This window comes from Acutalibacter sp. 1XD8-36 (genome assembly GCF_009917525.1).
Lineage (GTDB): Bacteria > Bacillota > Clostridia > Oscillospirales > Acutalibacteraceae > Acutalibacter.
Genome location: NZ_QZDU01000001.1, coordinates 614,477 through 638,521, shown reverse-complemented (window position 1 = coordinate 638,521; position 24,045 = coordinate 614,477). Strand labels below are relative to the sequence as shown.

Annotated in this window: 21 protein-coding genes and 1 pseudogene; 9 read left to right on the top strand and 13 right to left on the bottom strand. The window is 50.9% G+C overall.

All coding sequences use genetic code 11. From position 1 onward, the window contains the following. Positions 1–275: 275 nt before the first annotated feature. The 3 genes from D5270_RS03395 to D5270_RS03385 all read right to left on the bottom strand — a co-directional run bounded on the left by D5270_RS03395 (position 276) and on the right by D5270_RS03385 (position 3,044). Positions 276–1,961: an ABC transporter ATP-binding protein gene (locus D5270_RS03395; protein WP_161907924.1), complete on the bottom strand. Its 1,686-nt coding sequence runs from the start codon at positions 1,959–1,961 to the stop codon at positions 276–278. A 14-nt stretch (positions 1,962–1,975) separates the two neighbouring features. Beyond that, positions 1,976–2,215: a hypothetical protein gene (locus tag D5270_RS03390; RefSeq protein ID WP_161907923.1), complete on the bottom strand. Its 240-nt coding sequence runs from the start codon at positions 2,213–2,215 to the stop codon at positions 1,976–1,978. Between the two features lie 109 nt (positions 2,216–2,324). Next, positions 2,325–3,044 carry a TetR/AcrR family transcriptional regulator gene (locus D5270_RS03385; protein WP_442858587.1) on the bottom strand — a complete coding sequence of 240 codons (720 nt, stop codon included), beginning with the start codon at positions 3,042–3,044 and terminating at the stop codon, positions 2,325–2,327. Between the two features lie 107 nt (positions 3,045–3,151). Here D5270_RS03385 and D5270_RS03380 point away from each other — a divergent pair, with 107 nt between their 5' ends. The 4 genes and pseudogenes from D5270_RS03380 to D5270_RS17215 form a co-directional block, all read left to right on the top strand. Beyond that, the gene (locus D5270_RS03380; protein WP_120409699.1) at positions 3,152–3,514 is read left to right on the top strand and encodes a helix-turn-helix transcriptional regulator; all 363 of its coding nucleotides are present in this window, start codon (positions 3,152–3,154) and stop codon (positions 3,512–3,514) included. A 268-nt stretch (positions 3,515–3,782) separates the two neighbouring features. Continuing rightward, positions 3,783–4,112, top strand: coding sequence for a plasmid mobilization protein (locus tag D5270_RS03375; protein ID WP_004081247.1), 330 nt, complete (start codon positions 3,783–3,785; stop codon positions 4,110–4,112). Continuing rightward, positions 4,073–5,419, top strand: a complete 1,347-nt coding sequence (locus D5270_RS03370) for a relaxase/mobilization nuclease domain-containing protein (RefSeq protein ID WP_161907922.1) — start codon at positions 4,073–4,075, stop codon at positions 5,417–5,419. The genes D5270_RS03375 and D5270_RS03370 overlap by 40 nt, the downstream gene beginning before the upstream one ends. A gap of 27 nt (positions 5,420–5,446) precedes the next feature. Next, positions 5,447–5,641 (top strand): annotated as a pseudogene (locus tag D5270_RS17215) (helix-turn-helix domain-containing protein); the annotation flags it as partial. Here the strand turns inward: D5270_RS17215 and D5270_RS17210 are convergent. From D5270_RS17210 to D5270_RS03350, 3 genes are all read right to left on the bottom strand, one after another. Then, positions 5,569–6,276, bottom strand: a complete 708-nt coding sequence (locus D5270_RS17210; protein WP_442858590.1) for a hypothetical protein — start codon at positions 6,274–6,276, stop codon at positions 5,569–5,571. The pseudogene D5270_RS17215 and the gene D5270_RS17210 overlap by 73 nt on opposite strands. Before the next feature lie 661 nt (positions 6,277–6,937). After that, positions 6,938–7,159, bottom strand: a complete 222-nt coding sequence (locus D5270_RS03355) for a DUF5348 domain-containing protein (RefSeq protein WP_002569164.1) — start codon at positions 7,157–7,159, stop codon at positions 6,938–6,940. Between the two features lie 23 nt (positions 7,160–7,182). After that, complete coding sequence (locus D5270_RS03350) at positions 7,183–8,166, bottom strand: DUF6017 domain-containing protein (protein WP_161907921.1); 984 nt, start codon at positions 8,164–8,166, stop codon at positions 7,183–7,185. A gap of 234 nt (positions 8,167–8,400) precedes the next feature. Here D5270_RS03350 and D5270_RS03345 point away from each other — a divergent pair, with 234 nt between their 5' ends. From D5270_RS03345 to D5270_RS03335, 3 genes are all read left to right on the top strand, one after another. After that, the gene (locus tag D5270_RS03345) at positions 8,401–9,852 is read left to right on the top strand and encodes a recombinase family protein (protein WP_330587354.1); all 1,452 of its coding nucleotides are present in this window, start codon (positions 8,401–8,403) and stop codon (positions 9,850–9,852) included. A gap of 110 nt (positions 9,853–9,962) precedes the next feature. Continuing rightward, positions 9,963–11,087 carry an AAA family ATPase gene (locus tag D5270_RS03340; protein WP_166542740.1) on the top strand — a complete coding sequence of 375 codons (1,125 nt, stop codon included), beginning with the start codon at positions 9,963–9,965 and terminating at the stop codon, positions 11,085–11,087. Continuing rightward, positions 11,084–11,779 (top strand): DUF4276 family protein, encoded by a 696-nt coding sequence (locus tag D5270_RS03335; protein ID WP_166542739.1) that lies wholly within the window; start codon positions 11,084–11,086, stop codon positions 11,777–11,779. Before D5270_RS03340 ends, D5270_RS03335 begins: the two co-directional genes overlap by 4 nt. On the opposite strand, the gene D5270_RS03330 is transcribed toward D5270_RS03335, so the two are convergent. Further along, a complete protein-coding gene (locus D5270_RS03330; RefSeq protein ID WP_166542738.1) occupies positions 11,709–12,344 on the bottom strand; it encodes an aldo/keto reductase in 636 nt (211 codons plus the stop codon). The two genes, D5270_RS03335 and D5270_RS03330, sit on opposite strands and share 71 nt — an antisense overlap. A gap of 169 nt (positions 12,345–12,513) precedes the next feature. On the opposite strand from D5270_RS03330, the gene D5270_RS03325 reads away from it, so the two are divergent. Continuing rightward, on the top strand, positions 12,514–13,023 hold the full coding sequence (locus D5270_RS03325; RefSeq protein ID WP_161473622.1) for an RNA polymerase sigma factor: 510 nt from the start codon (positions 12,514–12,516) through the stop codon (positions 13,021–13,023). Continuing rightward, positions 13,001–14,083 carry a hypothetical protein gene (locus tag D5270_RS03320; RefSeq protein ID WP_166542737.1) on the top strand — a complete coding sequence of 361 codons (1,083 nt, stop codon included), beginning with the start codon at positions 13,001–13,003 and terminating at the stop codon, positions 14,081–14,083. The genes D5270_RS03325 and D5270_RS03320 overlap by 23 nt, the downstream gene beginning before the upstream one ends. 90 nt (positions 14,084–14,173) lie before the next feature. Here D5270_RS03320 and D5270_RS03315 read toward each other — a convergent pair whose 3' ends face one another. The 6 genes from D5270_RS03315 to D5270_RS03290 all read right to left on the bottom strand — a co-directional run bounded on the left by D5270_RS03315 (position 14,174) and on the right by D5270_RS03290 (position 23,850). Next, positions 14,174–16,318: a hypothetical protein gene (locus D5270_RS03315; protein WP_166542736.1), complete on the bottom strand. Its 2,145-nt coding sequence runs from the start codon at positions 16,316–16,318 to the stop codon at positions 14,174–14,176. Next, the gene (locus tag D5270_RS03310; protein ID WP_166542735.1) at positions 16,315–18,426 is read right to left on the bottom strand and encodes an efflux RND transporter permease subunit; all 2,112 of its coding nucleotides are present in this window, start codon (positions 18,424–18,426) and stop codon (positions 16,315–16,317) included. The genes D5270_RS03315 and D5270_RS03310 overlap by 4 nt, the downstream gene beginning before the upstream one ends. Before the next feature lie 45 nt (positions 18,427–18,471). Beyond that, a complete protein-coding gene (locus tag D5270_RS03305; RefSeq protein ID WP_166542734.1) occupies positions 18,472–19,866 on the bottom strand; it encodes a radical SAM protein in 1,395 nt (464 codons plus the stop codon). Positions 19,867–20,018: 152 nt separating this feature from the next. Beyond that, on the bottom strand, positions 20,019–20,579 hold the full coding sequence (locus D5270_RS03300; protein ID WP_166542733.1) for a TetR/AcrR family transcriptional regulator C-terminal domain-containing protein: 561 nt from the start codon (positions 20,577–20,579) through the stop codon (positions 20,019–20,021). 98 nt (positions 20,580–20,677) lie between these two features. After that, on the bottom strand, positions 20,678–22,315 hold the full coding sequence (locus D5270_RS03295; RefSeq protein ID WP_166542732.1) for a cache domain-containing sensor histidine kinase: 1,638 nt from the start codon (positions 22,313–22,315) through the stop codon (positions 20,678–20,680). Beyond that, entirely contained in the window at positions 22,312–23,850 is a 1,539-nt protein-coding gene (locus D5270_RS03290; protein ID WP_166542731.1) for a response regulator transcription factor, read from the bottom strand. Before D5270_RS03290 ends, D5270_RS03295 begins: the two co-directional genes overlap by 4 nt. Between the last annotated feature and the right edge of the window lie 195 nt (positions 23,851–24,045).

Genomic DNA, 24,045 nt, shown 5'->3' with positions numbered 1-24,045 from the left:
CAATGATTGTCGGATTTTGTCGATAGGGTATGCGCTTCATGGCGGCTACCTCCTTTTAGCCGCCGCTTTTAACAGTGATACCGCGTCATTTCATTAGAAGCCAAAAAGAAACGGCGGTTTTGATTTCTCAAAAACCGCCGATAGATTAGATATTGCATAAAAAGGCATACAAAAACATCTGCTCCTCTAACGGTTTTTTTCTTTCCCCGTTAAGGGAGCAGATAATATTATTTAAGGATTGTGTACAGTTCAAAAAAACTTTCCTCTAAAGATACCTACTTCTTTAGTTGGTAGAAGTCATAAAATGCAGCGTGTTTAGTAATAAGTTCTTCAAATGTGCCATGTTCAATTATTTTTCCGTCTGCCATAAATACAATTTCGTCATAGAGTGTAAGAATATCGCTGCTCATATTATGAGTGACAGTAAGTAGCGTTAAATCAGATATTGCCAATAGCCTACTTTCAATATCATATGCAGTTTGCATATCAATAGCAGACGTACCCTCGTCTAAAATCAACAGTGGCTTCTTACGAATTAAGGCTCTTGCTACGGCAATTCTTTGTTTCTGTCCGCCGGAAAGGTTATCTCCATTTTCTCCAACGTGATATTTAAGTCCGTTTGGTACTTGCTCAATAAACTGTGATAAACCACTATCAGACAATACGGATTGCAATTCTTCTTTACTGAAATCTTCGTGTAGGCAAATATTGTCAAAAATGCTCTCATCAAACATATAAACATTCTGATGAATGACCGACGATAGCGCAGTTATTTTATCAATATCCAAAACGGAAAGACTGTCTGCGTCATATAGTACATCACCTTTGAAATCAGAGTAATATCCGGCAATCAGCTTAATAAATGTAGACTTTCCACACCCACTCTTACCGACAAAAGCATATTTTTTCCCTTTATCAATGGATAGTGAAATACCGTTTATGACTTCGTTTTCCTTATCATAGGAAAAATGCAAATCATCTACATAAATCATTTTTTTGAAAGAGGGTGATTTTTTTGTATTTGTGTTCTGTTCCTTGTAATCTGAAAGGTTATTTAGCTTCTGTGTAATTGGTTTTATACTCTTGATTTTGGGAATATTGCTAAAAATAATCAATAATGGATTTGCAAGGTTACTGCTTACCTGTACCATGCCTAACAAGGCTCCTGCACTGATACGACCAATGATAATGAAATATGCAGAAAGAAAAACAACAACCACTTGAACAAGAAGCGCAAGCACCATAGAAACCGCTTCATTTGCTGCAATCGCCTTGTCAACAGAATATTTTGCTTTTATAGTGTCCTCGTTACTTATTTCAAATCGTGAGAGGACATATTTTTTCATTCGATAAGACTTGATAACCTCAAAACCGGATAACAGGTCTTTTACATGGTTTGTAAAATCGGATAGCATATCAGAATATTTATCCTGTCGTTTGGAGAGTAGTCCTCCGAATAGACTGGGTACAACAAGCATGATAGCGATTGCGATAATCACGCAGACTGTAACGATAATGTCAAAGTAAATCATTACAGCAAGGGAAGCTATAAAAATAATCGTATACTGGATAACTTGCAACAGGGGCAGTAAATAGCTATCTTCAATCATTTTTACATCATTCGTAATTGCGGATAAATAATCAGCAGTATTATTTTTTGAGTAGTCCTCAATCGTGTGTCGTTCAATTCCTATAAAGGTTTTAGAACGGACAGCTTTCATAATTTTACAGACAAATTTTTTACTAAACAAAGATTGTAGGTACATGAATACTCCCATAAGTACAAAGTAGGCTAAAGAAAAGAGTAGTATTCTAATAAAGCCGTCCATATCGCCCATATCTACAATATCCATAACTTGTTGCAATAAGATAGCAATAAATACATAAGATAGAGAACTGATTGCAGTAAATAATGCGGTAAGGAAAAGCAAGAATTTGTATTGTTTTAAGTATCGTATCATATAGCGGTGTCCTCCTATTTTCTGTTAAAAAGTATATCGCAGACAAGTCCTACTGCCCCTAAACCAAACAGGCAGGTGCCGGCTGATTTATAGCCTTTTTCGGATAAATGTGCAGCCCCTATCATCAGTCCGATTTCTGCCGTAGCAGATATAGACTTAGATACAATGCGGAATGACCGCTTTTTCCATGCTTCATTTGCGGCAACTTCAATTTTGTTTGCAGCATTTTCAATTTTTTGGTCTAATTTTGACATACTATTCTCCTTTCATACATTAAGACGGTATGTATATGCTTAAAAAATAATACCTTACGAATGAATGTATAGTTTGAAAATAAAACTGCCTTTTGCAAGGCAATTTTATCTATTCGCCTATGTTTAAGTGCTCAAAGTAATTCTGTGCCATACCGAAAATTTCATCATCAATAATCGGCAAGTTCATACTATCTAACAAATATTTGATAAATGCAAACTTTGAAAGCAGTTCTTCCGGGGTTGCAGGATAGACAGAGGGAATTAACCAGAAATTTGTAAGTAATGGCAAAAGTTCAGATAGTTCTTTTGCATACCCGGTTTGGATAGAGCCGTCCGCTATTCCCTCTTGAATAAGTTGCAACCAAAGAGGGGCAATCAATTTCCTGTTTGTATCAGCCAGTTCAGCCAACAAGCGGGGATTTTTCAAAAGAGGTATACTCTGTTTTCCAAGTTCAATCCTATCATTATCTGCGTGGTTTAACTTAATGACTTCACGCATTTTTTCTAAACCATTTAGGTTCTTCTGATTTTGTACGGTAACAAATGGATTGTTGTCAAAAAAGAGTTTCCCCCCTAATGCGTCAATAATTTCCTCTTTTGACTTGAAATGATGATAAATTGCTCCTTTCGTCAGTCCGCCAAGTTCATTTACAATATCTTGAATAGTAGTATTGTCGTACCCCTTTTCCATGAATAACCGCTGTGACACTTCTAATATCTTCTCAACGGTTATTTCTGGATATTTATTACGCGCCATGTATCTACCACCTTCCATTTCATTCGTTTGGTATGTATTATATTCTTTTTGCGTCTGCTTGTCAAGATACATTCAGCCGGTATTTAATTGCACGGCAGAAAAATATGATTTATTTTGGCTAACTAATAGAACTGCGTAGACATATTCAAAAGCAAAGGTGAACAGTAAAATGTAATAGGGTGAATAACTATGGCAAAAAACCAGTACCGAAATATGACTTCAAGGCTTTCGGGGCAGCGATAAAGGCAGCGCGTGAAGGACGTAAGGAGAGCCGCAAGAAAGTAGGCGACGAAATGTTTATCTCGCCGCGCTACCTTGCGAACATTGAGAACAAGGGGCAGCACCCAAGTTTACAGATATTCTTTGAGCTGATACAGCGTTACCATATATCCGTAGACCAATTCCTGTTAGACACGCCCGCCGTAAAGGACACAAAGCGGCGGCAGCTTGACGCGCTCCTTGACGGTATGAGCGATACGGGCATACGGATTGTGACCGCAACGGCAAAAGAGATTTCCGAAGTCGAAAAAGAGGGCGAATAGAAATGTCCGGCTTAAAACTGAACAGGATTTAGAAAGCGTTGTAATCTTTTTTGAGATTGCAGCGTTTTTCTTTTGCGTAAGTTTGGCAAAATCGCTTTTTCTCCGTAGTAAGGGATAAGAGCCTAAAGGATAAAAACATTCGTAGCAAGCATAGGAAGCGGGTACCCACTTCCGTATTTTCGCCCTCCCGCGCTGCGGCTCGTCGGTTGAAAATGGCTTGTTGGGAAGTGTCCCAAACCCTCGGAACGGAAAGGAAAGGAGCGAACACATGGACGGACGCAAAAGGACGGTGCAAATCAAATTCAGAGTGACGGAAGCGGAACGGGATTTAATACTGGAAAAAATGAAGCTCGTACCCACCCGGAACATGGCGGCATATCTGCGGAAGATTGCCATTGACGGGTATATCATTCAGATAGACCATAGCGACATTAAGGCAATGACCGCAGAGATACAGAAAATCGGTGTCAACGTCAACCAGATAGCACGCCGCGTAAACGCGACGGGAAACGCATACCAAGAGGATATAGAGGAAATAAAGGGGGTGCTTGCGGAGATATGGCGGTTACAAAGATTAAGCCTGTTAAAAGCACTCTAAGCAAAGCCCTTGACTATATCGAAAACCCGGACAAGACGGACGGAAAAATGCTTGTGTCCTCTTTCGGCTGCTCCTATGAAACAGCAGATATTGAGTTTGAATATACATTGTCCCAAGCACTCCAAAAGGGGAACAATTTAGCCTTTCATCTGATACAGTCCTTTGAGCCGGGGGAAGTCGATTATCAGAAAGCCCATGAAATCGGAAAGCAGCTTGCCGACGCGGTAACAAAGGGGCAGCATGAATATGTACTCACGACGCACATTGACAAAGGACACGTCCATAACCATATCATTTTTTGCGCGGTGAATTTTGTAGACCACCATAAATACAATTCCAACAAAAGGAGCTATTACGGCATACGGAACATGAGCGACAAGCTGTGCCGGGAGAATGGCTTGTCCGTCGTCGTTCCCGGCAAGGGCAGCAAGGGAAAGAGCTATGCGGAGTACCAGGCAGAAAAGACGGGTACAAGTTGGAAAGGCAAGCTGAAAACCGCCCTTGACGCGCTTATCCCCCAAGTTTCCAGTTTTGAGGAATTGCTAACGCGGTTACAGGCGGCGGGCTATGAGATAAAGCCGGGGAAATATGTGTCATGCCGCGCCCCCGGACAGGAACGCTTCACACGCCTTAAAACCCTCGGCGCAGACTATACAGAGGAAGCCATAAGGGAACGGATAGCGGGCAGACGGGCAAAAGCGGCGAAAGCTCCCAGAGAACAGCGCGGCGTGTCGCTGCTTATCGACATTGAGAACAGTATCAAGGCGGCGCAGAGTAAGGGCTATGAACAGTGGGCGAAAATCCACAATCTGAAACAGGCAGCTAAAACCATGAATTTCTTGACGGAACATAAGATTAAGCAGTACGCGGATTTAGTCAGCCGGACCCTGGAAATGGCAGCGGAAAGCGGACAGGCGGCAGACGCATTGAAGAACGCCGAAAAGCGGCTTGCGGAAATGGCGGTGCTTATCAAGAATGTTTCCACCTACCAAAAGACAAAGCCCGTCTATGACGCATACCGCAAGGCAAGGAACAGGGAGAAATACCGCGCCGGACAGGAACAGGCGATTATCCTACATGAAGCCGCCGCAAGGTCGCTGAAAGCGGCGGGCATTGCAAAGCTCCCGAACCTCGCCGCGCTGCAATCGGAGTATGAAGCCCTCCAAGCGCAGAAAGAAGCCCTTTACGCCGACTATGGGAAGCTGAAAAAGAAAGTCCGGGAATATGATATTATCAAGCAGAACATTGACAGCATTTTACAGGCAGACAGGCAGCCGGAACGTGAAAAGGGAACAGAGCGCGGATAAGGATAGCAAAATCCCCGCCGCTGTGCTATGATAGGGCTATCAAAAAGCAGAGGAGCGTTGAGCATGGAAAACCAGAAAATGCCGGAATATGAAACCATACGCGCCGCCGTTGCCGGGGAAAAATGGGCGGTGGAGAAAGTCGTGGAGTGCTACAAGGACGAAATCGACAGGCTATCGACGGTAGCGGTCAGACAGCCGGACGGAAGCACGAAACAGGAAATCAACGAAGATATGCGCCAGTCCATCACAAAGAAGCTGATAGAAGCCCTCCCGCAGTTCCCGCTTGAAGAAATGGAAAAGGGAAATGTCAGATAGGCAAAAAAAGAACAGGGCGCGGAAGCCAGTATATGACTTCCGCGCCCTGTCTTTTTATGGGTGCTGTTTTCGTGAATGTTACGCAGTAGAACGCCATTTTCGGTGGTAAAGGTATAAAGTATCGCCTTTCTGATTTTCACGCGCGGAAAGCCCTGTAAATCAATGGATTTCTCTTTTTCCCTGTCATACCGGGTATTCTCGGATATGTGGTAGCGCATTTGGTAGACGCGGTTGCTGATGTGCTTCCCATAGTCCGTAGCTTCCCACTGGTTCGCGGTATGCGTGGCTTCGGGTGTCCTCACATACTCAATGGCTTTGTCAATGGCAAGCGTCTTTCCCGCCTGTTCGTCCCAGGCCGCCGCCTGTTCCTGCAAGGCTTCAAAAGCTGCCTGTTCAGCCGCCGCGTATTCTTCCCGTAATGCCTGTAACTGTTCTAAGGGCAGGGCGGTAAGCCCGGAAAGGTCGGCGGTCTGTTCCTCAAAATAAATATTTCGCTCTATCCGCATACTGTCAGCCGGGTCTAACTTGTCACGCTCAAACATGGAGTAGCCTTTTTTCTTTTCCATTCATTCGCTCCTTTCTGAAATGGCGGCGCACCGCCGCGCTTTTTGGGTACGCTCCCTATTACGGCGGGGCGGTGCGTTTTGCCAAAAATTTTTTTGATTTTTTTAGAGGGTTTGGGAAACTTCCCAACAAGCAAAATCCCCGTCCGGCGCGTCAGCGGCAGGACAGGGATTTACGGAAGTGGGTACCCGCTTCCTATGCTTGCTATTCAAGTTTTTAGTTCTTCTGTACTTCGATACGGTAGTTGACATATTTCCCACCAGTATCGGCTAAAACGATAGTTCCGTCGTAGGTCTTGCCTGTTTTCGGGGAATAGAGCTTCTTCACATTCGCCTTGCCGGATTTAAGGAGCGCGGCGGCAATCTTCGCGGAAAAAGCGGTCTTTTATAAAATACTTCTGATTTCATTGAATACTCCTTAATCTTACAAATTTGTTCAGTCACAATAATACCACAATCACACCAATATTTCTATCAAATTTCCATTGATTTCTTCCTCCCTCCGTTTAATCTTGCTCTCAATCATTTCTGATACCTCATTCTTTCTGTGCTGTGTTGATAGTTTCTGAAAATAAAAAAGGTAGCGGATTTCGGGTCAGTGACGATATACGACGTTTCGCGTTTCTTTATGGGGCGGCGGTCAGATACGCACCCGCAGCCCGTTCAAGTCCTCGGCTCTGATACCCACAAGATACCAGTTGTCGCCGTACTCAATCCGGGTTGGCTTCCACTTGCCCCGCACGAATACGTCAAAGCACTCTCCACAATGCAGCCCGCCATAGTAGCTGTTTAAGTCAAAGCGAATGTCGTAACGGTCGGTGCGCTCGTCAAATACCAATGCTCCTGTCATTTTCTGTGCCATAATAAAATCCTCCTTTTGTTGTTTTACAGGCTTTCGCCCTCGTTGTATGAATAATAGTCCGGGTCGCCGTACTGCGGCTTTTTCGGTGACAGTGCGCCGCTTGCCATGTCATGGGCGACAAGGGAAGTGTAGTAGTTGCCGATTGTGGACGGGGCATTGAAAAGGGCGGCTTTCAGATATTGCTTGATGTTGCGGATTTTGGTTGTGTTCTCCCGCATACAGTCAAGCACAAAGCGGATATGTTCGCCGTCCAGTTTCATAAACTTTGACTTCACAAGCTCTGCCGGGTAGTCGTCCCCCGCAATCCGTACCCGCTTTCTGGCGGTGCATACGGTTTCAAGCATGAGGTCTACAATCTCGTCCAGCCTGTCCCCGTCAAACTTCATGTCCTGTTTGAGAATGTGGTAGTCGATATTGTCCTTGATGATTTCCCGGTATATCTCTACTGCGCTCTGTGCTGCCGCTTCCGTTCCTTTCCGTTCCGGCGGCGTAGCCGCTTCTCTGCAAGGTGAGGGGTTAGGGGAAAGGATAGGAATGGAATGGGTACTTTGTTCATCAGTAATTATTTTTTCTTTTTTTGGTAAGTCAGTTCTTTGTATATCTTTATTTAATTGCGTTGGATTTTCCAACGTAGGTTTTTCCAATGTTGGTTTTTCCTGCGTTGGATTATCCAATGTTGGATTTTCCAATGTAGGTAAATCCGGCGTAGGCGGCTGTGGCTGCTCGAATATCACATAGTCCGCGCCCCGCAAGCGTCCTTTCTCGTCGCGCTCCCTTGACCGGACGATATACCCGGTGCGTTCAAGCTCCTTAATGGCTTCGCGGATAGCGTCTATCTTCTCCCGGTTGATAAGGGATAAGCCTTTCAAAGTGTAGTCCCAATCTTCGGGGAGTGACAGCATTTGCGACAACAGCCCTTTTGCTTTTAGGGATAGCTCCTTGTTGCGTAGGTGGTGGTTGCTCATAACAGTGTAGCCCTTGTTTCGTTCCACTCTGAAAACTGCCATAGTTCATAGCTCCTTTGCTTTGGATTTGTTACGCAGTAGAAGCGCGGTTTCGGGGGATAAGGTATAAATCCCTTTCCGCGCCAGATACGCGCCCGGAAAACCGCTTGTAGCAAGGCTTTTTCTGCCCCTACTGCGTAACAAAGGGCATGAAAAAAGCAGCGTTCCTGTTCTCCCGTATAGAGAGTAAGAAACGCCGCTTCTGCGTCGTATTCAGTTTTTAGTACAATACCCTGCTTGTCCGTCGCTCGAAAAACCTTGATTTTCCAGTGTTTTCAAAAGTATCGTTATCTAACGTCAGCTTTTGACCGCCCGGAGCTTCAGCGCATGTTGGCGCTGGTACGGTCGGGGGAAATCGGGTGCATCATCGTAAAAGACCTGTCCCGGTTTGGCAGAAATTACCTTGAGGCTGGGGATTATCTTGAGCACATCTTTCCGTTTTTGCAGGTGCGCTTTATCGCCATCAATGACCACTACGACAGCAGCAGGTATATCGGCACTACCGGCGGTATTGAGGTGGCGTTTCGCAATCTGATTTACCAGCGGTACAGCCAAGACTTGTCGGATAAGGTGAAATCCGCTATGCACATGAAGATGGCAAAAGGTAAATATGTGACCCACTGCCCTTATGGCTACATGAAAAAGCCTGGAGTAAAGCATGAAATGATACCCGATCCGGTTGCTGCACCCATCGTGCAGCAGATTTTCCACTGGACCATAGGCGGCGCAAAAAGCACAGAAATAGCCGCAAGGCTCAATGATTGTGGAGTACCCACGCCCCAGCAGCATAAGGGAACAGTTAGAAGCGACCAACATAGCGCGCCTATGTGGAGCCATCAGGCGGTGATCAGAATAATTCAAGATTACAAGTATACTGGGGCGATGGTCAATTTTAAGTGTGAGAACGCAACAATCCGGGCGAAGGTTCAGCGCAAGCTGGACAAATCCCAGTGGACTGTGGTGGAAAATAGCCATGAGCCGTTGGTAACACATGAGGAGTATGAGAAGGCCAACGCTACCCTCCGTAAGCCCAAACATACAAAAGCCACCCGGAAAGAGCGTGTGGATTTGGTTTACTACTGCGGGCATTGCGGCCGGCGGCTGCGCAGGACCTTCGGCCTTGACGAATACTTATCCTGCGCCACCCGGATGTACCAGAAAGACACCCCATGCGCCCGGATACATTGGAGCCGTACCGACATGGAAAAAGTGGTGTTGGAAGCATACAAGGCCCATCTGGCGGTGCTGGGGGAGCAATACAAGCAGAACTGGGAAGCACCGGAGAAAGACCCCTTGAAAGAGTGCAGAGTCCAGCAAAAGGCAATCTCAGCTAAATTGGAGGGCTTGGACAGCAAGAACCTCAGTCTATATGAGCAGTACCGCGCTGGGGATTTGGCCAAAGAGGAGTTCATTCAGAAAAAGTCGGCACTCCTCCAGGAGAAAGAAAACTTGCGGCAGGAATTGGAGGAGCAGCGTCAGGATGAGGAACGCCTTGTCCAAGAAGCGGCTACAGAAGATAGTGGTAGGCAGGCTCTAAAGGAGGCGGCAGACAGCTTGGCCTATTCGGACGAGCAGCTGCGTCAGCAGATGTATGGGGCGATAGATCGGGTGGTTGTGTTCGATAATGATGAGTTGGAGATCGAATGGAAATATAGTGGCGGCTGCTTTGATGAAAAAACTGAAATCTAATCCAACTAAACCTTCTGTCGGATAGCTCTGTTTTACAAGTCGAAACCCTTGCAAAAGTGCTTGAATGCGGCTATAATATACAAAAGGCTTCTTTCAAAGGAGGAAACCGCGTGGCACAAGAAAAATTGCGAATGATCTCGCTTGCGGGGTATCGTTCATATAGTGATGATATAGAGAAGAATAAAATCGATTTGCACGATGTCAATATAATCATTGGGGCTAATGGCGCTGGGAAAAGCAACTTGATCTCCTTTTTAGAGATGGTCTCTTATATGATGACCAGAGGGCTGCGAAGTTATGTCGCCAAACAGGGGGCACAGGCTCTGTTTCATGTTGGGCCAAAGCATACAGAGCAGATCCGGGGCCAACTGGTGATAGCGGATGGAGAGGGCGACAAAGAAGATACTTATTCTTTCAGCTTGGAAAGATCCGTCTCTGACCAGCTCTTTTTCGCACAGGAGAGTATGTCCTATCAGGACAGATGGCATTTTGCTCCATATGAAAGCGATTATGGCGTGGGGCATAATGAATCCGGCCTTGCGGATGCCTACGACCCTACATCCCGAACCCTGCGGGACTATCTGGCGCGTTTGAAGGTTTTCCATTTTAACGACACGTCTATCAACTCCCGCATCCGCAGCAGTACTAACACAACGGACGATGCCTATTTGCGCTCAGACGGAGGAAACATCGCGGCGTTCCTGTACCGTATGCGGACAGATTTGGAAGAAGTTCCCTACTATGAACGCATCAAAGAGTACATTCGCATGGTACTCCCGCAGTTCTACGATTTTGTTCTGGAGCCAGACGCAAATGGCAGGCTGCCATTAAACTGGCAGCAAGCTGGCAGCGAGGAAATTTTCGGGCCGCACCAGTTTTCAGATGGTGCTTTGCGCTTTGTGGCCCTCACTACTCTGCTTCTACAGCCGTCGCGGACTGCCCCCATGACCATCATTCTGGATGAGCCGGAGATCGGCTTGCATCCTATGGCAATTTCGCTGTTGGCCAAGGAAATCCGCATGGCAAGCAAAACCTCTCAAATTATAGTGTCAACCCAATCTCCTCTGCTGCTGAACCAGTTTTCCTGCAATGATGTGATTACGGCAGATTATGACGCGGCCAACCAGTGCAGCGTCCTTCGCAGGCATAAAGAATCTGAATTGCGTGACTGGTTAGAAGAATACACGCTGGGAGAATTGTGGGAGAAGAACGTATTGGGAGGGCTGCCTCTATGATACGCGTGAATGTGGTGGCGGAAGGCCAGACGGAGATGTCTTTCGTGAGATCTTCTCTTAACAGCTATTTCAGCGGGCACATTATTTTGGATTCCCGTTGTGTCCTTACCGGACGCGACAAGCACTCAGGGAGAGAATACCGTGGAGGGATGCCAAACTATGCAAAGGCAAAAAACGATATAATGCGTTGGCTGCGGGAAGATCCAAGCGCCTATGTTACCACCATGTTTGACTTTTTCCGGCTGCCCACAGACTTCCCGGAGTATGATCAGGCCATGAGATGTCCAGATCATCAGAAGTCTGTACGTATTTTGGAGGGAGCGCTGAAAAAGGCTATTACATCTGACCCTGGCTTTTGGGGACGCTCTGACCGTTTCATCCCTTATATACAACTTCACGAGTTCGAGGCGTTGCTATTTACCGATGTCCGTGTCTTGAAAAAAGTGCATCTGGAACCCGATGAGCAGCAAAGTTTAGACAGGCTTTACGAGGAGACAAAGGGTATTCCACCAGAAGAAATCAACCATGGGGCAGAAACGGCACCATCCAAGCGGCTCCTTCGGGCCGTTGATTACCAGAAAGGCGATCCATGTATGTGGATAGATTTCCTTACAATTCCGGCTATCCGAGATAAATGCCCCCATTTTTCACAATGGCTGGGTATTCTATCCGACTTAACAAAACCAAAATAATTTTTGTGATTGCTTGACACAAGCAGATGTCATAGGCCGGGTTGATACTGAACATAATCACGTCAATCAGCCCCGACTTCACCGCATGTATAGCTATGCGGGGATTATGCGTGCTCATGCCGATATGCCTGATGTGTCCGGCGGCCTTCTGCTTTTTCGCAAACTCAATGACCGGGCCGCCGAATACTTGGTCGAAGTCCTTCTGTTCGTCCACATAGTGGACCATGCCGACGTCTATGTAGTCTGTCTGAAGGCGGGTCATAAGGTCGGTGAAGGCGGCTCTCACCTGGTCCATATCCCTGGTGCGCTTGTACTGCCCGTCTATCCAGGCCGAGCAGAGGTGCGCCTGCATGATGAACTCCTCGCGCCGCCCCTGCATGGCAAGGCCGAAAACGTCCCGCACATGGGGCTCGGGATTAAACAGGTCGAAGTAGTTCACGCCTGCGCCTATTGCGGCATTGACTAAAGCCACTCCATCTTCCACCGTCTGTTTAACAAAGGCCTCACTGCCAAGGCCAATTTCACTGACCGTGAGACCTGTGCGGCCCAGCGTCCTGTAGTTCATAATAATTGCCCTCCTCTTGAAGTATTGTGCATATTATACACCATTTGTGCTGTAATGGCAATGATAAAAGCAAAAACAGAAAACTTTTAGGCATGCAGACATTTTGCAATAAAAAAATCCGACACTTTTGCAGCTTATATTGTATTATAAGTGAAAGGGGGGCAGCGAAATGTCAAACTCTTTGTTGCGTACGGACGAAGAGATTGCGGAAATATACCAGCGGCACAAAAAGACGGTCTATCAAGTCTGCTTCGCTTACATGAAAAACCCTGCCGACACAGAGGACGCGGTGCAGGACACTTTTTTCAAGCTGATAAAGGCAGGGCCCGCGTTTGAAACTGCAGAGCACGAAAAAGCATGGCTGATTAGAGTAGCGGCGAATGTATGCAAAAATATGGTCTGTCATTGGTGGCGCAAACGCGAAAATATCGAGGACTTTTGCGATATCCCCTGTTTGGAAAATATTGAAACAGACGATGTTATCAAAACCGTTTTTGAGCTTCCGAACAGATATAAAACAGCGGTGTACCTCTATTACTATGAGGGCTACACCAGTGTTGAGATAGCAAAGCTTCTCAAAAAACCGCAGTCTACAATCCGCAACTATTTACATGAGGCACGTGCCATACTTCGGGAAAGGTTAGGTGAGGATTTCGATGAAGAACCGCAAAATTATTGATTCGCTGAATAAGATTGGGCCCGGCGACCCCGCGGATAAACGTATGCTCTCGGCAATCCTTGCAGAGAACCGCCGGGTCCGTGAAGAAATGGAGGATACCATGAAAATAAACAGGAAAAAGGTAAGAAAGCGCGCGCTGGCACTTGCAGCAGCTGCTATATTGATTTTGAGCTTAACAATAGGGGTGGGGGCCACAGGAGCCTTCGGCAGGCTGTTCAGCTTCATCACACAAAAGGATAAGCCCGGCGACTATAACGCAGACAATCTCGACCTGATTGCGGAACACATGGAGCCGGTCACCGGCGAGGTGACTGCAACTCAAAAGGGCGGCCTGAAATTCTCCGTCAGGGAAGCCTATTATGACGGCATGACGCTGTATTCCGTGGGGGAGATAGAAACGGAAACTGACCCAAACGCAGACTATACCTCCTGGGATTTCGATGTTTTCATCAATGGGGTGAAGATAGATTTTGATTTTTCACTGATTTCAAGAGAGTGGGTAAAGACGGAGGACGGAAAATATATAAGCGACGCCATTTCTACAAAAATCCCCGGGGAATACCGCCCGGAAGGAGCCGGGGATATCCGCGTAAAATACGTCGCCACCCACTACAGCTATGGCGGCGAGTACGGCAGCACCGAGCTGGGTGTGGCAAGCTCTGAATTTACCGTTGCCTTCAACGATGAAAAGGTCAGCATTTCTGAGACCGTAATGCAAAATGACATAAAGTTCAGGTATTTCAATTCCTCCCTGGCGACTACCGAGATTTGCATGGACGTGCCGCGTGAGCTTGCTGGATATGATTCCGGCATATTTTCCGACATCGGACTGCTAACGGAAGACGGGCGGTGTATTACGCTGAACACCGGCATAACAACCTACAGCGATGAAGACCCGGACCATTACTGGCGGCTGACTTATTCAGGGGAGGCTGTGCCGGAAGGCGTAACCCAGCTAATCGCTCAAATAATCACGTATGACGAGACAAATCAAAGCGTTACACTGACCGCAGAATTTTGTATAGACCTTGTGGAAAAGAGTGTTTCCCCAGTGGTATAAAGGCAGGAGAAATTCTCAAGGACAGCTTTACAGTATAATTACGGAGACAACAAAGCGCCGCGGGCTTCTATGCCCGCGGCGTTTTATCTGCTATTTGCCAAACAGGGCGGTCACCCTCTGCCAAAAGCTTTCAGGCTCTTGAGCGTCGTCCCAGGCTGTGTCCTTATGGGCCGGTATGTCCTCTTGTACCTGGCCCGCTGTCTTCATCACAAACTTAGTTGTAACCTCAGCTCCCTCCGGCGCGCCTGCAAAGCTGCCGTAGTCCTCCATGCGCCCGCGCATAGCTTTTGCCACTGCCCGAAGGGCAGGCAGCTTCTCGGCGTCTACCGCACCGGTCAACCGGCTGATTCCCTCGGAGTCAAACCGGCCCAGGCCTTCCCATAGTGCCGACGCTCCGTCACTTAGCTCCACCGTGCCGTCGTGCAGGGAGGCAGTGCCCTCAGCTAGTGCCTGTATGCCGTCGAGGAGCTGTGCTGTGCCCGCCGCCAGGTCGTCAGTGCCCTGGGCGAGCTGTGCCGCGCCGTCAGCCAGCGCCGCATTGCCCTGGGAGAGGGAGCCTGCCCCTGCCGAGAGCTGGTTTGACCCGGCTATAAGCTGGTCCACCCCGCCGGTCAATGCGGGGAGCTGGGCTCCCAGCTGGCCCAGGCCGCTCTGCAGCCGTGCCGCGCCGGAGGCGGCGTCCGCTACGCCCTGGGTATAGGCGGCTATCCCGGCTGCAAGCCCTTCACTGCCGTTTACGCCGTTATGCAGTGACTCTATACCTGCGCTCACCTGCTCCAGACCGCCCAATATCTGACTGTAGGAGCCGTCCAATTCTGCCATTCCACCGGCCATGCCCGTTGCCGCGCTGTACGCGCCTGTATACGCCGCTAAAAGCTGCTGATATACAGGGTCGGCGGCGTGGGCCTCATCCGGGGCAAATACACCGGGGTCGGGCAGGCTTGCTGCTGCCTCCGCACCGCTGGACGCCGCAATAGCCAGGGAGCCTCCAAACGCCCGGACTCCGAGCATTACCGGGCCGGCCCCCTCATAGAGCTGACCCACCGCCGTGGTGATTTGCCCTATGCCGTCTGCCAGAGCCTGCCCCTTGCCTTGGAGGGTGTTGAGCCCGGCGGCAAGATTGTCGGCCCCATCCTTTAACTGGATGTACCCGTCGTAAAGGGCCCCGGTGCCGCTCTGGAGATTGTATAGGCCTGCCGCCAGACTGTCTGCCCCGGTTTGCAGGGCGGCGGCCCCGTCCCGCGCTTCGGCGGCGCCGCTGCTCAGCTGGCGCGCCCCGGTCTGAAGCTGTGCGGTGCCGTCCATCAGGCGCTGTGCCCCATCGGACAAGGTATGCACGCCAGTCAAAAGTGCCGCCGCGCCGCTCTCCAGTGCCGCTGCACCGGCTGCCAGGCTGCCGGCTCCGTCCAGGAGCTCATCCATGCCCTCACGCAGGCTGTCCATGCCGCCGTCCAGTTCGTCAAGCCCGGAAAAACCCTCCTCCCTGAGAGCTTCGGTGTCCGTGGCGCAGGCGATAAGGATATCCGGCAGAGTGAAATCTGTTACAGAGCCCTCTATGCTCACCTCGTCCAGCAGGCGGTCTTCAAGCCCCTCAAGCTTCTCCGACCCAATCCCTTCCAGGCATTCACGCACCCCCGGCAGGCAGACGAAGCCCACGGCCTGGGTACTGCCCGCGCCGGTGATTTTACCGTGCTCAGCGGAAACGCCGGTCCACCCCTCGCCCAGCACCGCTGCCACCATGGTGACAAAGGGTGTGCATACCGGCTGGGGTCTGCCGTCTATCTGCACGGTGCCGGTTTCGTTGTTTACAAGCTTCACCGTAAGCTTTACACGCCCGCTCTTTCCAGCCAGGGCTTCCGGGGCAATTTCTGCTCCGTCCAGCTCATAGGTAATTTCAGCGCTTACAGGGGCTTTCCGTGCAGTCTCACCTTTATAATATACATCGGTGCCGTCCGTGTCCCAGCGGAGCTTCTCACCCTCCTGGGTAAAGGCGGTCGTGTCATGGGTATTTTCAATACCTGTCAGGACAGAGCGGTCGGTGACCCCGGAGAGGCCGCTTTCATTGTGCAGATGGACGCTCACCGTCTGGCTACGCACCGAGCCGTCCGGCTCCAGCACCACGTATACAGTCTCACTTTTTTCCGCGACATCCTCAGCGGCAAGGGCGGGCAGGGCACAGCCCGCGACCATCAAGGCCGAAAGTCCCAAACTTAAAGCACGTTTCCAAATTTTCATGCAAGTTCCTTCCTTTCTATAGTTGACTGCTTTTCCGCTTTCTGAGGCCTGCCCATCCAGTGCAGGGTTGTATGGCGGATGAGCGGGTCTAAAAGCTGAAGCAGGCAGGGCAGTATTACGATTATAACAAACATGCTGATAAGAGCTCCCCTGGAAATCAGCAGGCAGATACTTTTCAGCAGCTCCATGCGGCTGATGGCTGATACGCCGATGGTGGCGGCAAAGAAGGTCAGGCCGCTTGAGAGAATACTCTGGCTGCAATACCGGCAGGCAACCTGAGCCGCCTCCCTTGGCCCAAGCCCCCTCTGGCGTTCCTCCCGGAAGCGTGTAGCCATTAAGATGGCGTAGTCTACTGTGGCCCCCAGCTGTACTGTGCCAATTACGATACTTGCGATAAAGGGCAGCTTCGTGCCGGTAAAGTAGGGGATACCCATATTGATGAAGATGGCGCTTTCAATAGAGGCCACCAGCAGCACGGGTATGGACAGGCTGCGGAAGCTCAGCAGGATGATTAGGAACACCGCCGCAATGGAGGCCGCGCTCACATTGGCAAAGTCAATGTCGGCAATTTCAATCAGGTCCTTAGTCATAGCGCCCTCGCCGGTAATGACCCCGGCAGGGTCGGCGGCCTTTATCAGCGCGTCCATCTCCTCTAGCTGGGCAGTCAGCTCACCGGTGCCGCTCTTATAGGCTGAGTTTGCTAAAATCAGCTTCTTCCCGCCGGACTGGGCAAGCTGTGCTATATCCTCCGGCAGCATTCCAAAGTCAAATCCCGAGGGGAGCAGCCCGCTGACAGAGACCGCCTGGGTGATTCCATCCACATTTTCAAGGTCTCTGCACAGGGCTTCAAGCTCCTCGCCGCCCATGGCTTCGTCCACCAGGATAAAGTGGGAGGTTGTCATGCCGAAGTCCTCCTTCAGCTTGTTCGTGCCCACAATGCCTGTCAGGTCCTGGGGCAGGCTGTCAAACAGGGTATAGTATACGCCGGTTTTACTCTGTGCCAGGGTGAACGGCACCATAACCGCCAGAAAAACCGCCAGAATCGGCCCTGGGTGCCGGGGGACAAATTGGCTGGTCCTTTTGAGCTGTGGGATAACGGCCCGGTGGCGGTGCTTTTCAACCGCCCGGTCGAAGGTCAGAATCAGCGAGGGTAGGACGGTTATAGTGCAGATAACGCCCAGCGCCACGCCCTTTGCCATAACAATGCCGATGTCCCGGCCCAGTGTCAGGCGCATGGTGCATAGGGCCAGAAAGCCCGCGATGGTCGTAAGACTGGAGGCCGTCACCGAGGAGAAGGTATTCACAATAGCCCTTGCCATTGCCTGCTCCTTGTCAGAACTGCGCTGCTTTTCTTCCTCATACCGGTGCAGGAGGAAGATGGAGAAGTCCATAGTCACCCCCAGCTGCAGGACAGTGGACAGGGCCTGGGTAATATAGCTGATTTGCCCCAGGAAATAGTTGGTGCCAAAATTATACAGGATGGGGAACAGGAGCCCCAGCATGAACAGCACAGGCACCAGGGTGCTTTCCATTGCCAGGAACAGTATCAGAAGGCTGGCCCCCACCGCGCAGAGGATGTAAAGGGGCATTTCCTTATCCACCAGGGCTTTGGTGTCCTGAAGGATAACGCTCATGCCTCCAAAGAAGCTGTGCTCCTTCAATAGCCCCTTCAGCTTGGCTACGGCGTCCATCGTGCTTTTGCTGGCTGAAGGCTCGGAAAACCGCACCAGCATTAGGGTTGCGTTTTCGCCGTACATGGCCTGCCGTATCCCTTCGGGGAGCATTTCCCGGGGGATAGCGGGGTCGATTATGTCGCTGAGCCAGAATACCTGCTCCACGCCCTCCACCTGTTCCATCTCGGCCTTCATCTCGAGCATTTCTCCCAAGGGCATGCCCTCTACAGTCACCATGCCGGTGGACGCCAGGTTAAAGTCGTTTTCAAGGGCGGCCTCCCCAAGCATGGAGTCCAGCTCCGGGGGTAGGTAGGTGAGTATGTCGTAGTTGATTCGGGTGGCCGCCGCGCCCAGCAGTGCCGGTATCAAAAGCAGTATAGCTGCTGCCAGCACCAGCCCCCTGCGGCGGACGATACCCTGTGCAATTCTTTCCAAAAAACACCAGTCCTTTCTCAATATACACTGTTTTGCGGCCCTTTCCTATACTGCCGCGCTGTAGCTCTCGGCATTGTTCTCCGCCTGCCGCTCCTGCTTCTCCCGGCAGGAGCACTGCCACAATCTCTCCGCCGCCGGAGCCCAGTTTCGCGCATACTCACTGCACTTTTCGCAAAGGTGCTCCGCGCTCTCGGGGGACTCCAGGTCTGTGGAGTGAGCTCCGGACTTCTCAACCATCTCCTGCAGCTTGTGGGGATTCTCCAGCATGGGGCAGGGCATAAGATGGTTGCCGTTAAAGGGCTGACCATCATGATAGGCCATAAAGATGGGGGAGCGGAGCACATCCAAAAGGCTCATGTCCCTGATATTGGCGTTGGAATAGTGTATGAACACGCATGGGTCGCAGTCGCCGTTCGCATTTATATGGAAGTACCGCCGCCCGCCGGCGATACAGCCCTGGACGAACTCTCCGTCGTTCTGGAAGTCCATGGCGAAGATAGCCTTCTCCCGCCGGGCCGCGCGTATCCTGCGGTACATGTATTCCCGCTGCTCAGGCGTGGGGAGCAGCTCGGGTACGGCGGCATTGCCGACTGGCATATAGTGGAAATACCACACAAATGACGCGCCCCATTCCACCATCTGGTCGAAATATTCGTCGCTGCTGATAGACTCAAAATTCTGGCTGGTATAGCAGGAGCTGATGCCAAAGGGCAGCTTTTTCCTCTTGAGCAGGGCCATTGCGTCCACCACCTTCCTATAGGTGCCCGCACCCCGGCGGCTGTCAGTGGCGCTTTCAAAGCCCTCCACGCTGATGGCAGGGATGAAGTTTTTCACGCTGAGCATGGCGTCGGCAAAGCCTTCGTCAATGAGGGTGGCATTGGTGAAGCATAGGAACTGGCAGTCGCTGTGCTTCCGGCACAGGGCAATCAAATCATCCCTGCGCACCAGCGGCTCGCCGCCGGTGTATATGTAGATGTACACCCCCAGCTCCTTTCCCTGGGTGATAATGCTGTCAATTTCGTCAAAGCTCAGGTTCAGCCGGCTGCCGTATTCTGCCGCCCAGCAGCCGGTGCAGTGGAGATTGCAGGCGGAGGTGGGGTCAAGCAGGATTGCCCAGGGAATATTGCAGCCGTACTGCTCCCGAAGCTCCTCCTGCCTGGGCCAGCCAACTAGGTTGCCGTTGACGATGAAATTCTCGAAAACAGCCTTGAGCACGTCTTTATCCGTTTCAGTAAAGATACGGTACATGAGCCTGTGCATGGCGCAGTCAGGGTCCTCTATCACCTGCCGGAACGCCGCCCGCTGCACCGGGAACCCCCGGTCGCCCTCCGGGGCGAAACGGTCCACCCAGTCCATCAGCCTGGGAAGGTTTTCCTCCGGGTTCCGCTCAATATAGCCGAAAGCCTTTTTTAGTCCGTAACGCACGATTTTCGTATCCATAGTATGACCTCCTGATATTGCGGTGTGTTTTATGGATACAATTATAAGGGCTAATGCAGCCGGTAACAACCGACAAAGAGGCCCCTCTGTCGTAAAAATAGACAGAGGGGCCTCTTTGTAAGAAAATACTGCAAAATATAAATTCGTCTAAATCATGATTTTACGAACTTATCCAGAACATACCCGATACTGCCGTCTATCATGACGAAATAGTCATCAAGACGTACGTGGCGCTCGTCGGGCATACCTTCCTCCACCCACTCCAGCAGGAATCCTACACAGCCGCGGGCATAGACCGTAGAGATAAACTCCTTTTTCTCCTCCGAGACGTCCGCCGCCTGAGGATAGGCCTCTATCCGGCCGCCCACCATTTCTGACACCCACTTGACGGCGACCCGCTCATACTGCATTCTGTTTGTGGCGTCGTAGCCGTGCAGGACGATTTTGCGGTGCAGGTAGAAAAAGTGGAACAGCAGCTTTACCTGCTCCCGCCAATCCTGTTCTGCGGTCAAATGCTGCCCGGCATATTTTTCAATACCTTTTGTCAGCGCCCATTCCATTAAATCATAGATATCCCGAAAGTGGTAGTAAAAAGTCTGACGGTTTATGCCGCACACAGCAACGATATCCTTAACGGTCACCTTGTCGATACTCCGCTTTTCCAGCAGGCCCTCAAAGGCCTCGGCAATGGCCTCCTTAGTGCTCTGACGCATTACACACCCCATCCTTTCCCATTTAGATATATTATAGAGAAGTTTCTGGGATTTTGCAAGTGTGTTCCCGGCGCGGAAAAGTGTTTTGCCGGGCCGTATTACTCCCCCGGCTTTGCGCGCCCATGCTCCGCCGGCAGTGTCAGCACCACCCTTGTCCCCATACCCGGCAGGCTCTGTATAGATATCCCGTATCCCCGTCCATAGGCGATTCGTATGCGCTCCCGGATATTCTGCATTCCGTAACCCTCGCTCTGATAGGGGGAGCCCTGTATTTTGCTCAGCAGCTGAGGGGGGATACCCACGCCGTCGTCCTCCACGCAGAACACCAGGTCGTTTTTGTCAAGGCGCGCGGTTATGGTTATAGTTCCGGACTGCTCAGGGCGCTCTAGTATGCCGTGTACTATTGCATTTTCAACTATGGGCTGAAGCAGCATATTCAGTATACGCAGATTTAATACCTCCGGGGAGTAATCTGTCTGCAGCCTGATACCGTTTTGAAAGCGCAGGTTTTGAAGCTGGACATACAGGCGTATATGGTCCAGCTCGTCCTTTACCGAGATATAGGCGCTGCCCTTATTCAGCGTGAGCTTGTAGAGCCTGGAGAGCGCCTGAAGGGGTTGGTATATCTCCGGCGCGTCCAGACTGATGGCCTGCCAGTTGATTATGTCCAGGGTGTTATAGAGAAAATGCGGGTTGAGCTGGGAGTAGAGCAGGCGCAGCTGCAAATCGCTGGAGCGGGCCAGGGACATACAGAGGAACCCGCCAAAGCACAGCGTGATAAGGGCTTCAAGCACCATCAGCACGCCTGCCAGTACCAGGAGCAGGGAGTCGGACCGCTCGATTTCGCAAAAGGGGGTGAGGAATATAAGGTACATGCCGCTGGCAGGCACAGGATTGACGCATACAAGCGTCTTCTCCCCAAGGGCGTCCAGGCATGTATAAAATGGCTCATCAGGCTCTCTGCCCTCCATCAGTCCGCCAAAGGGAACCGGCAGGCCGCCGTCTTTATCATAGGGCCCACCGCGGCTCAGAATGCCGCCGGAGCGGTCCACTAAGAACCCTGTGGAGCGGGCGGTGGGCAGGAAGTTTTCTATCTGCCTTTTCAGGTCGTTTTGCAGATAATCCACCCGTATGAAACCAATGGTCTCAGACATATCCTCAGGGTTGAACAGCGGCTGCAGCATTGACAGGGTCTCGCCGCCGCCCATAATGCGCCGCTCATTGGCGAAAACAGTCCAAAGCTGGTCCCCGGGCTGCTGCACAATACTCTGCAGCAGCCCCTCACGCTCAATCTCAGATAGGAAAAACAGGGTGTCCCGGTTTGCCTCAATAACAGAGTCGCTGAAATAAAAGCAGGTCCGGTGCACGGCCTTATACTCCTGCAAGGTGGTTTTTATATGGGAGAGCTTGATAATATTTCCCCGCTTCTGGAAATAGTTATTGTCCCGGTTGCAGCTATCCAATATCTCATTGAAATCAAAATTCAGCAACAGGCTGTTTGTGATGGAGCGGGCCTGCTGGAAGGCCGAGTCGAGCCACGTGGCGGCCTGCCGGGACATGGTGTGCACAGAGCGGATATCGGTGTCCAGAACGGAACTGTGCAGGTAGTAATAAAAGAGCGCCGTCATCAAAAGGCAGGGCAGCATTACCGCCAGCAAATATCCGATAAACAGCTTCTGCCGTGTGCGCAGGTTATAGTATACCACGGAGAAAAAGCGCCTGAGCTTCTGTCTCATCGTTTCTGTCCTCCCCGGAAGGCAGAGGGCAGGACGCCGGTGTGCTTTTTAAAGCACCTGGTGAAATAGTCCACATCCCGGTATCCCGAGCGGATAGCCACCTGGGATATGGAGAGCTCCGTGTTTCGCAGCAGCCGGCGGGCTTCCTCCATGCGCAGGCCCATCAGGTAGCGGTTTATGGTGGTGCCGGTTTTGCTTTTAAACAGGGAGCTAAGGTAGGTGTCCCGAAAATGCAGAGTCTGGGCAAGCATACGTATGGAAAAATCCGGGTTTGACAGCTGCCGGTTCAGCTCCTGTACAACTGCGTACACTGTGCTGCCATATCGGGAAAACTTCCTGTGCTCATGAAACAGCTCCCCTGAGACGGTGAGCAGGTAGTCCTTCAGCCGCAGCAGGGTGCCCGCCTGCTCTATGGTCTTCCACATATGGTAGGTCTCGTAATCCTGCCGGTGAAAGATAGCCGCGCCGGTCTCCGACAGCACCCGCAGCAGCTTTGAATACTCCTTTTTAATGGCCTCCGGCGGGCAGTTCACACATTCGCAGGCAGTGCGCAGGCTCTTTTGCAGCTTCAGCATATACTCGTCCTCGCGGTTTTCCCTGATAAGGCAGGGGACCTCCTCTAAAAAGCTCTCGTCCAGCCGGAACTCCGAAAGGTACGGGCGGCGGGACTCCTCAAAGAACACGGCCCCGCCGTAGCCCCGGTAAAAGAGCAGCCGGGAGGTCTCCGCGGCGCTGGCACAGGAGGAAGGCAGGCTCTCGACTGAGGCCACCGGCGCCCCAGCCGCAAAGAACAGCTCGTCCCGCTGGGCCATGCTGTCTATGGCAAGGCGCATACTGTCGCGCAGGGCGGCCTCGCTCTTTGGCGGGCTGTCCGCCAGGATGAGCAGCAGCACGTCCTTCTCCTTCACAATGGCAAGGCACTGGGCGAAAAACCTTCTGAACTGCTCTGAAGCCGTATGGCAGAGCTTTTGCGACTCCCCGGGCTTCAGCAGCCCGGGCCGCACCATCACCTGCACCGCCATAAACCACCGGTGCCGGGCGGCAAACCCGGCGATAAACGGGTCCTCCAGCCATTCGCGCCGAAAATGCCCGTTGGCGGCGTCCCGACAGAATTGCTCTACTTGGTACTGCTCCATGCCCTTCTGCTGGCTTATCAGGTGCTTTTGCCGCTGGCAGAGGGCGGCGGCGCCTGATATGACCTCTATGGCCTCGGCCTGATTTATGGGCTTCTCAATGTACCCCATGGCGTGCAGGGAGATAGCGGAGCGGTAGTATTCCTTGTCTGAATAGGCGCTGATGAAGATGACCTTGCACTCCGGGTTTTTCTCCAGCATTTTCTCCGCAAGGTCAATGCCGGTCATCCGGGGCATACAGATATCGCTGATAAGTATGTCCGGGACAGCTTTGCTCTCTATCGCCTCTTTAGCCGAGTAAAACCGTATGACCCTGCCAATGCCCATCTGAGCCCAGGGCATATTCTCTGTCAGGCCGTCACAGATAGCTTTCTCGTCGTCCACAATCATAGCGCATAACATATGCCATGCCGCCCTCCTTTATACTGGCGTCTGTCTTAGCTATTATTATAGTGAAATCCAGGCGCAATGGGAACGCTTTACCGCCAAATGGATAAAATTATCCTGAAAATCAGAGATTTTTCGGGTGCTATTAGATTTTTTCCTGTGCTATTATAAAAAAAACACAGGCGTATCAGTGTGCGGGCGCGGGAACGT

What these genes read in the sequence shown, in the direction of transcription:
- D5270_RS03395 (WP_161907924.1), bottom strand. Translation starts at nt 1,961, where the DNA reads ATGATACGATACTTAAAACAATACAAATTCTTGCTTTTCCTTACCGCA.
- D5270_RS03390 (WP_161907923.1), bottom strand. Translation starts at nt 2,215, where the DNA reads ATGTCAAAATTAGACCAAAAAATTGAAAATGCTGCAAACAAAATTGAA.
- D5270_RS03385 (WP_442858587.1), bottom strand. Translation starts at nt 3,044, where the DNA reads ATGTATCTTGACAAGCAGACGCAAAAAGAATATAATACATACCAAACG.
- D5270_RS03375 (WP_004081247.1), top strand. Translation starts at nt 3,783, where the DNA reads ATGGACGGACGCAAAAGGACGGTGCAAATCAAATTCAGAGTGACGGAA.
- D5270_RS03370 (WP_161907922.1), top strand. Translation starts at nt 4,073, where the DNA reads ATGGCGGTTACAAAGATTAAGCCTGTTAAAAGCACTCTAAGCAAAGCC.
- D5270_RS17210 (WP_442858590.1), bottom strand. Translation starts at nt 6,276, where the DNA reads ATGTTTGAGCGTGACAAGTTAGACCCGGCTGACAGTATGCGGATAGAG.
- D5270_RS03355 (WP_002569164.1), bottom strand. Translation starts at nt 7,159, where the DNA reads ATGGCACAGAAAATGACAGGAGCATTGGTATTTGACGAGCGCACCGAC.
- D5270_RS03350 (WP_161907921.1), bottom strand. Translation starts at nt 8,166, where the DNA reads ATGGCAGTTTTCAGAGTGGAACGAAACAAGGGCTACACTGTTATGAGC.
- D5270_RS03335 (WP_166542739.1), top strand. Translation starts at nt 11,084, where the DNA reads ATGATACGCGTGAATGTGGTGGCGGAAGGCCAGACGGAGATGTCTTTC.
- D5270_RS03330 (WP_166542738.1), bottom strand. Translation starts at nt 12,344, where the DNA reads ATGAACTACAGGACGCTGGGCCGCACAGGTCTCACGGTCAGTGAAATT.
- D5270_RS03325 (WP_161473622.1), top strand. Translation starts at nt 12,514, where the DNA reads ATGTCAAACTCTTTGTTGCGTACGGACGAAGAGATTGCGGAAATATAC.
- D5270_RS03320 (WP_166542737.1), top strand. Translation starts at nt 13,001, where the DNA reads ATGAAGAACCGCAAAATTATTGATTCGCTGAATAAGATTGGGCCCGGC.
- D5270_RS03315 (WP_166542736.1), bottom strand. Translation starts at nt 16,318, where the DNA reads ATGAAAATTTGGAAACGTGCTTTAAGTTTGGGACTTTCGGCCTTGATG.
- D5270_RS03305 (WP_166542734.1), bottom strand. Translation starts at nt 19,866, where the DNA reads ATGGATACGAAAATCGTGCGTTACGGACTAAAAAAGGCTTTCGGCTAT.
- D5270_RS03300 (WP_166542733.1), bottom strand. Translation starts at nt 20,579, where the DNA reads ATGCGTCAGAGCACTAAGGAGGCCATTGCCGAGGCCTTTGAGGGCCTG.
- D5270_RS03295 (WP_166542732.1), bottom strand. Translation starts at nt 22,315, where the DNA reads ATGAGACAGAAGCTCAGGCGCTTTTTCTCCGTGGTATACTATAACCTG.
- D5270_RS03290 (WP_166542731.1), bottom strand. Translation starts at nt 23,850, where the DNA reads ATGTTATGCGCTATGATTGTGGACGACGAGAAAGCTATCTGTGACGGC.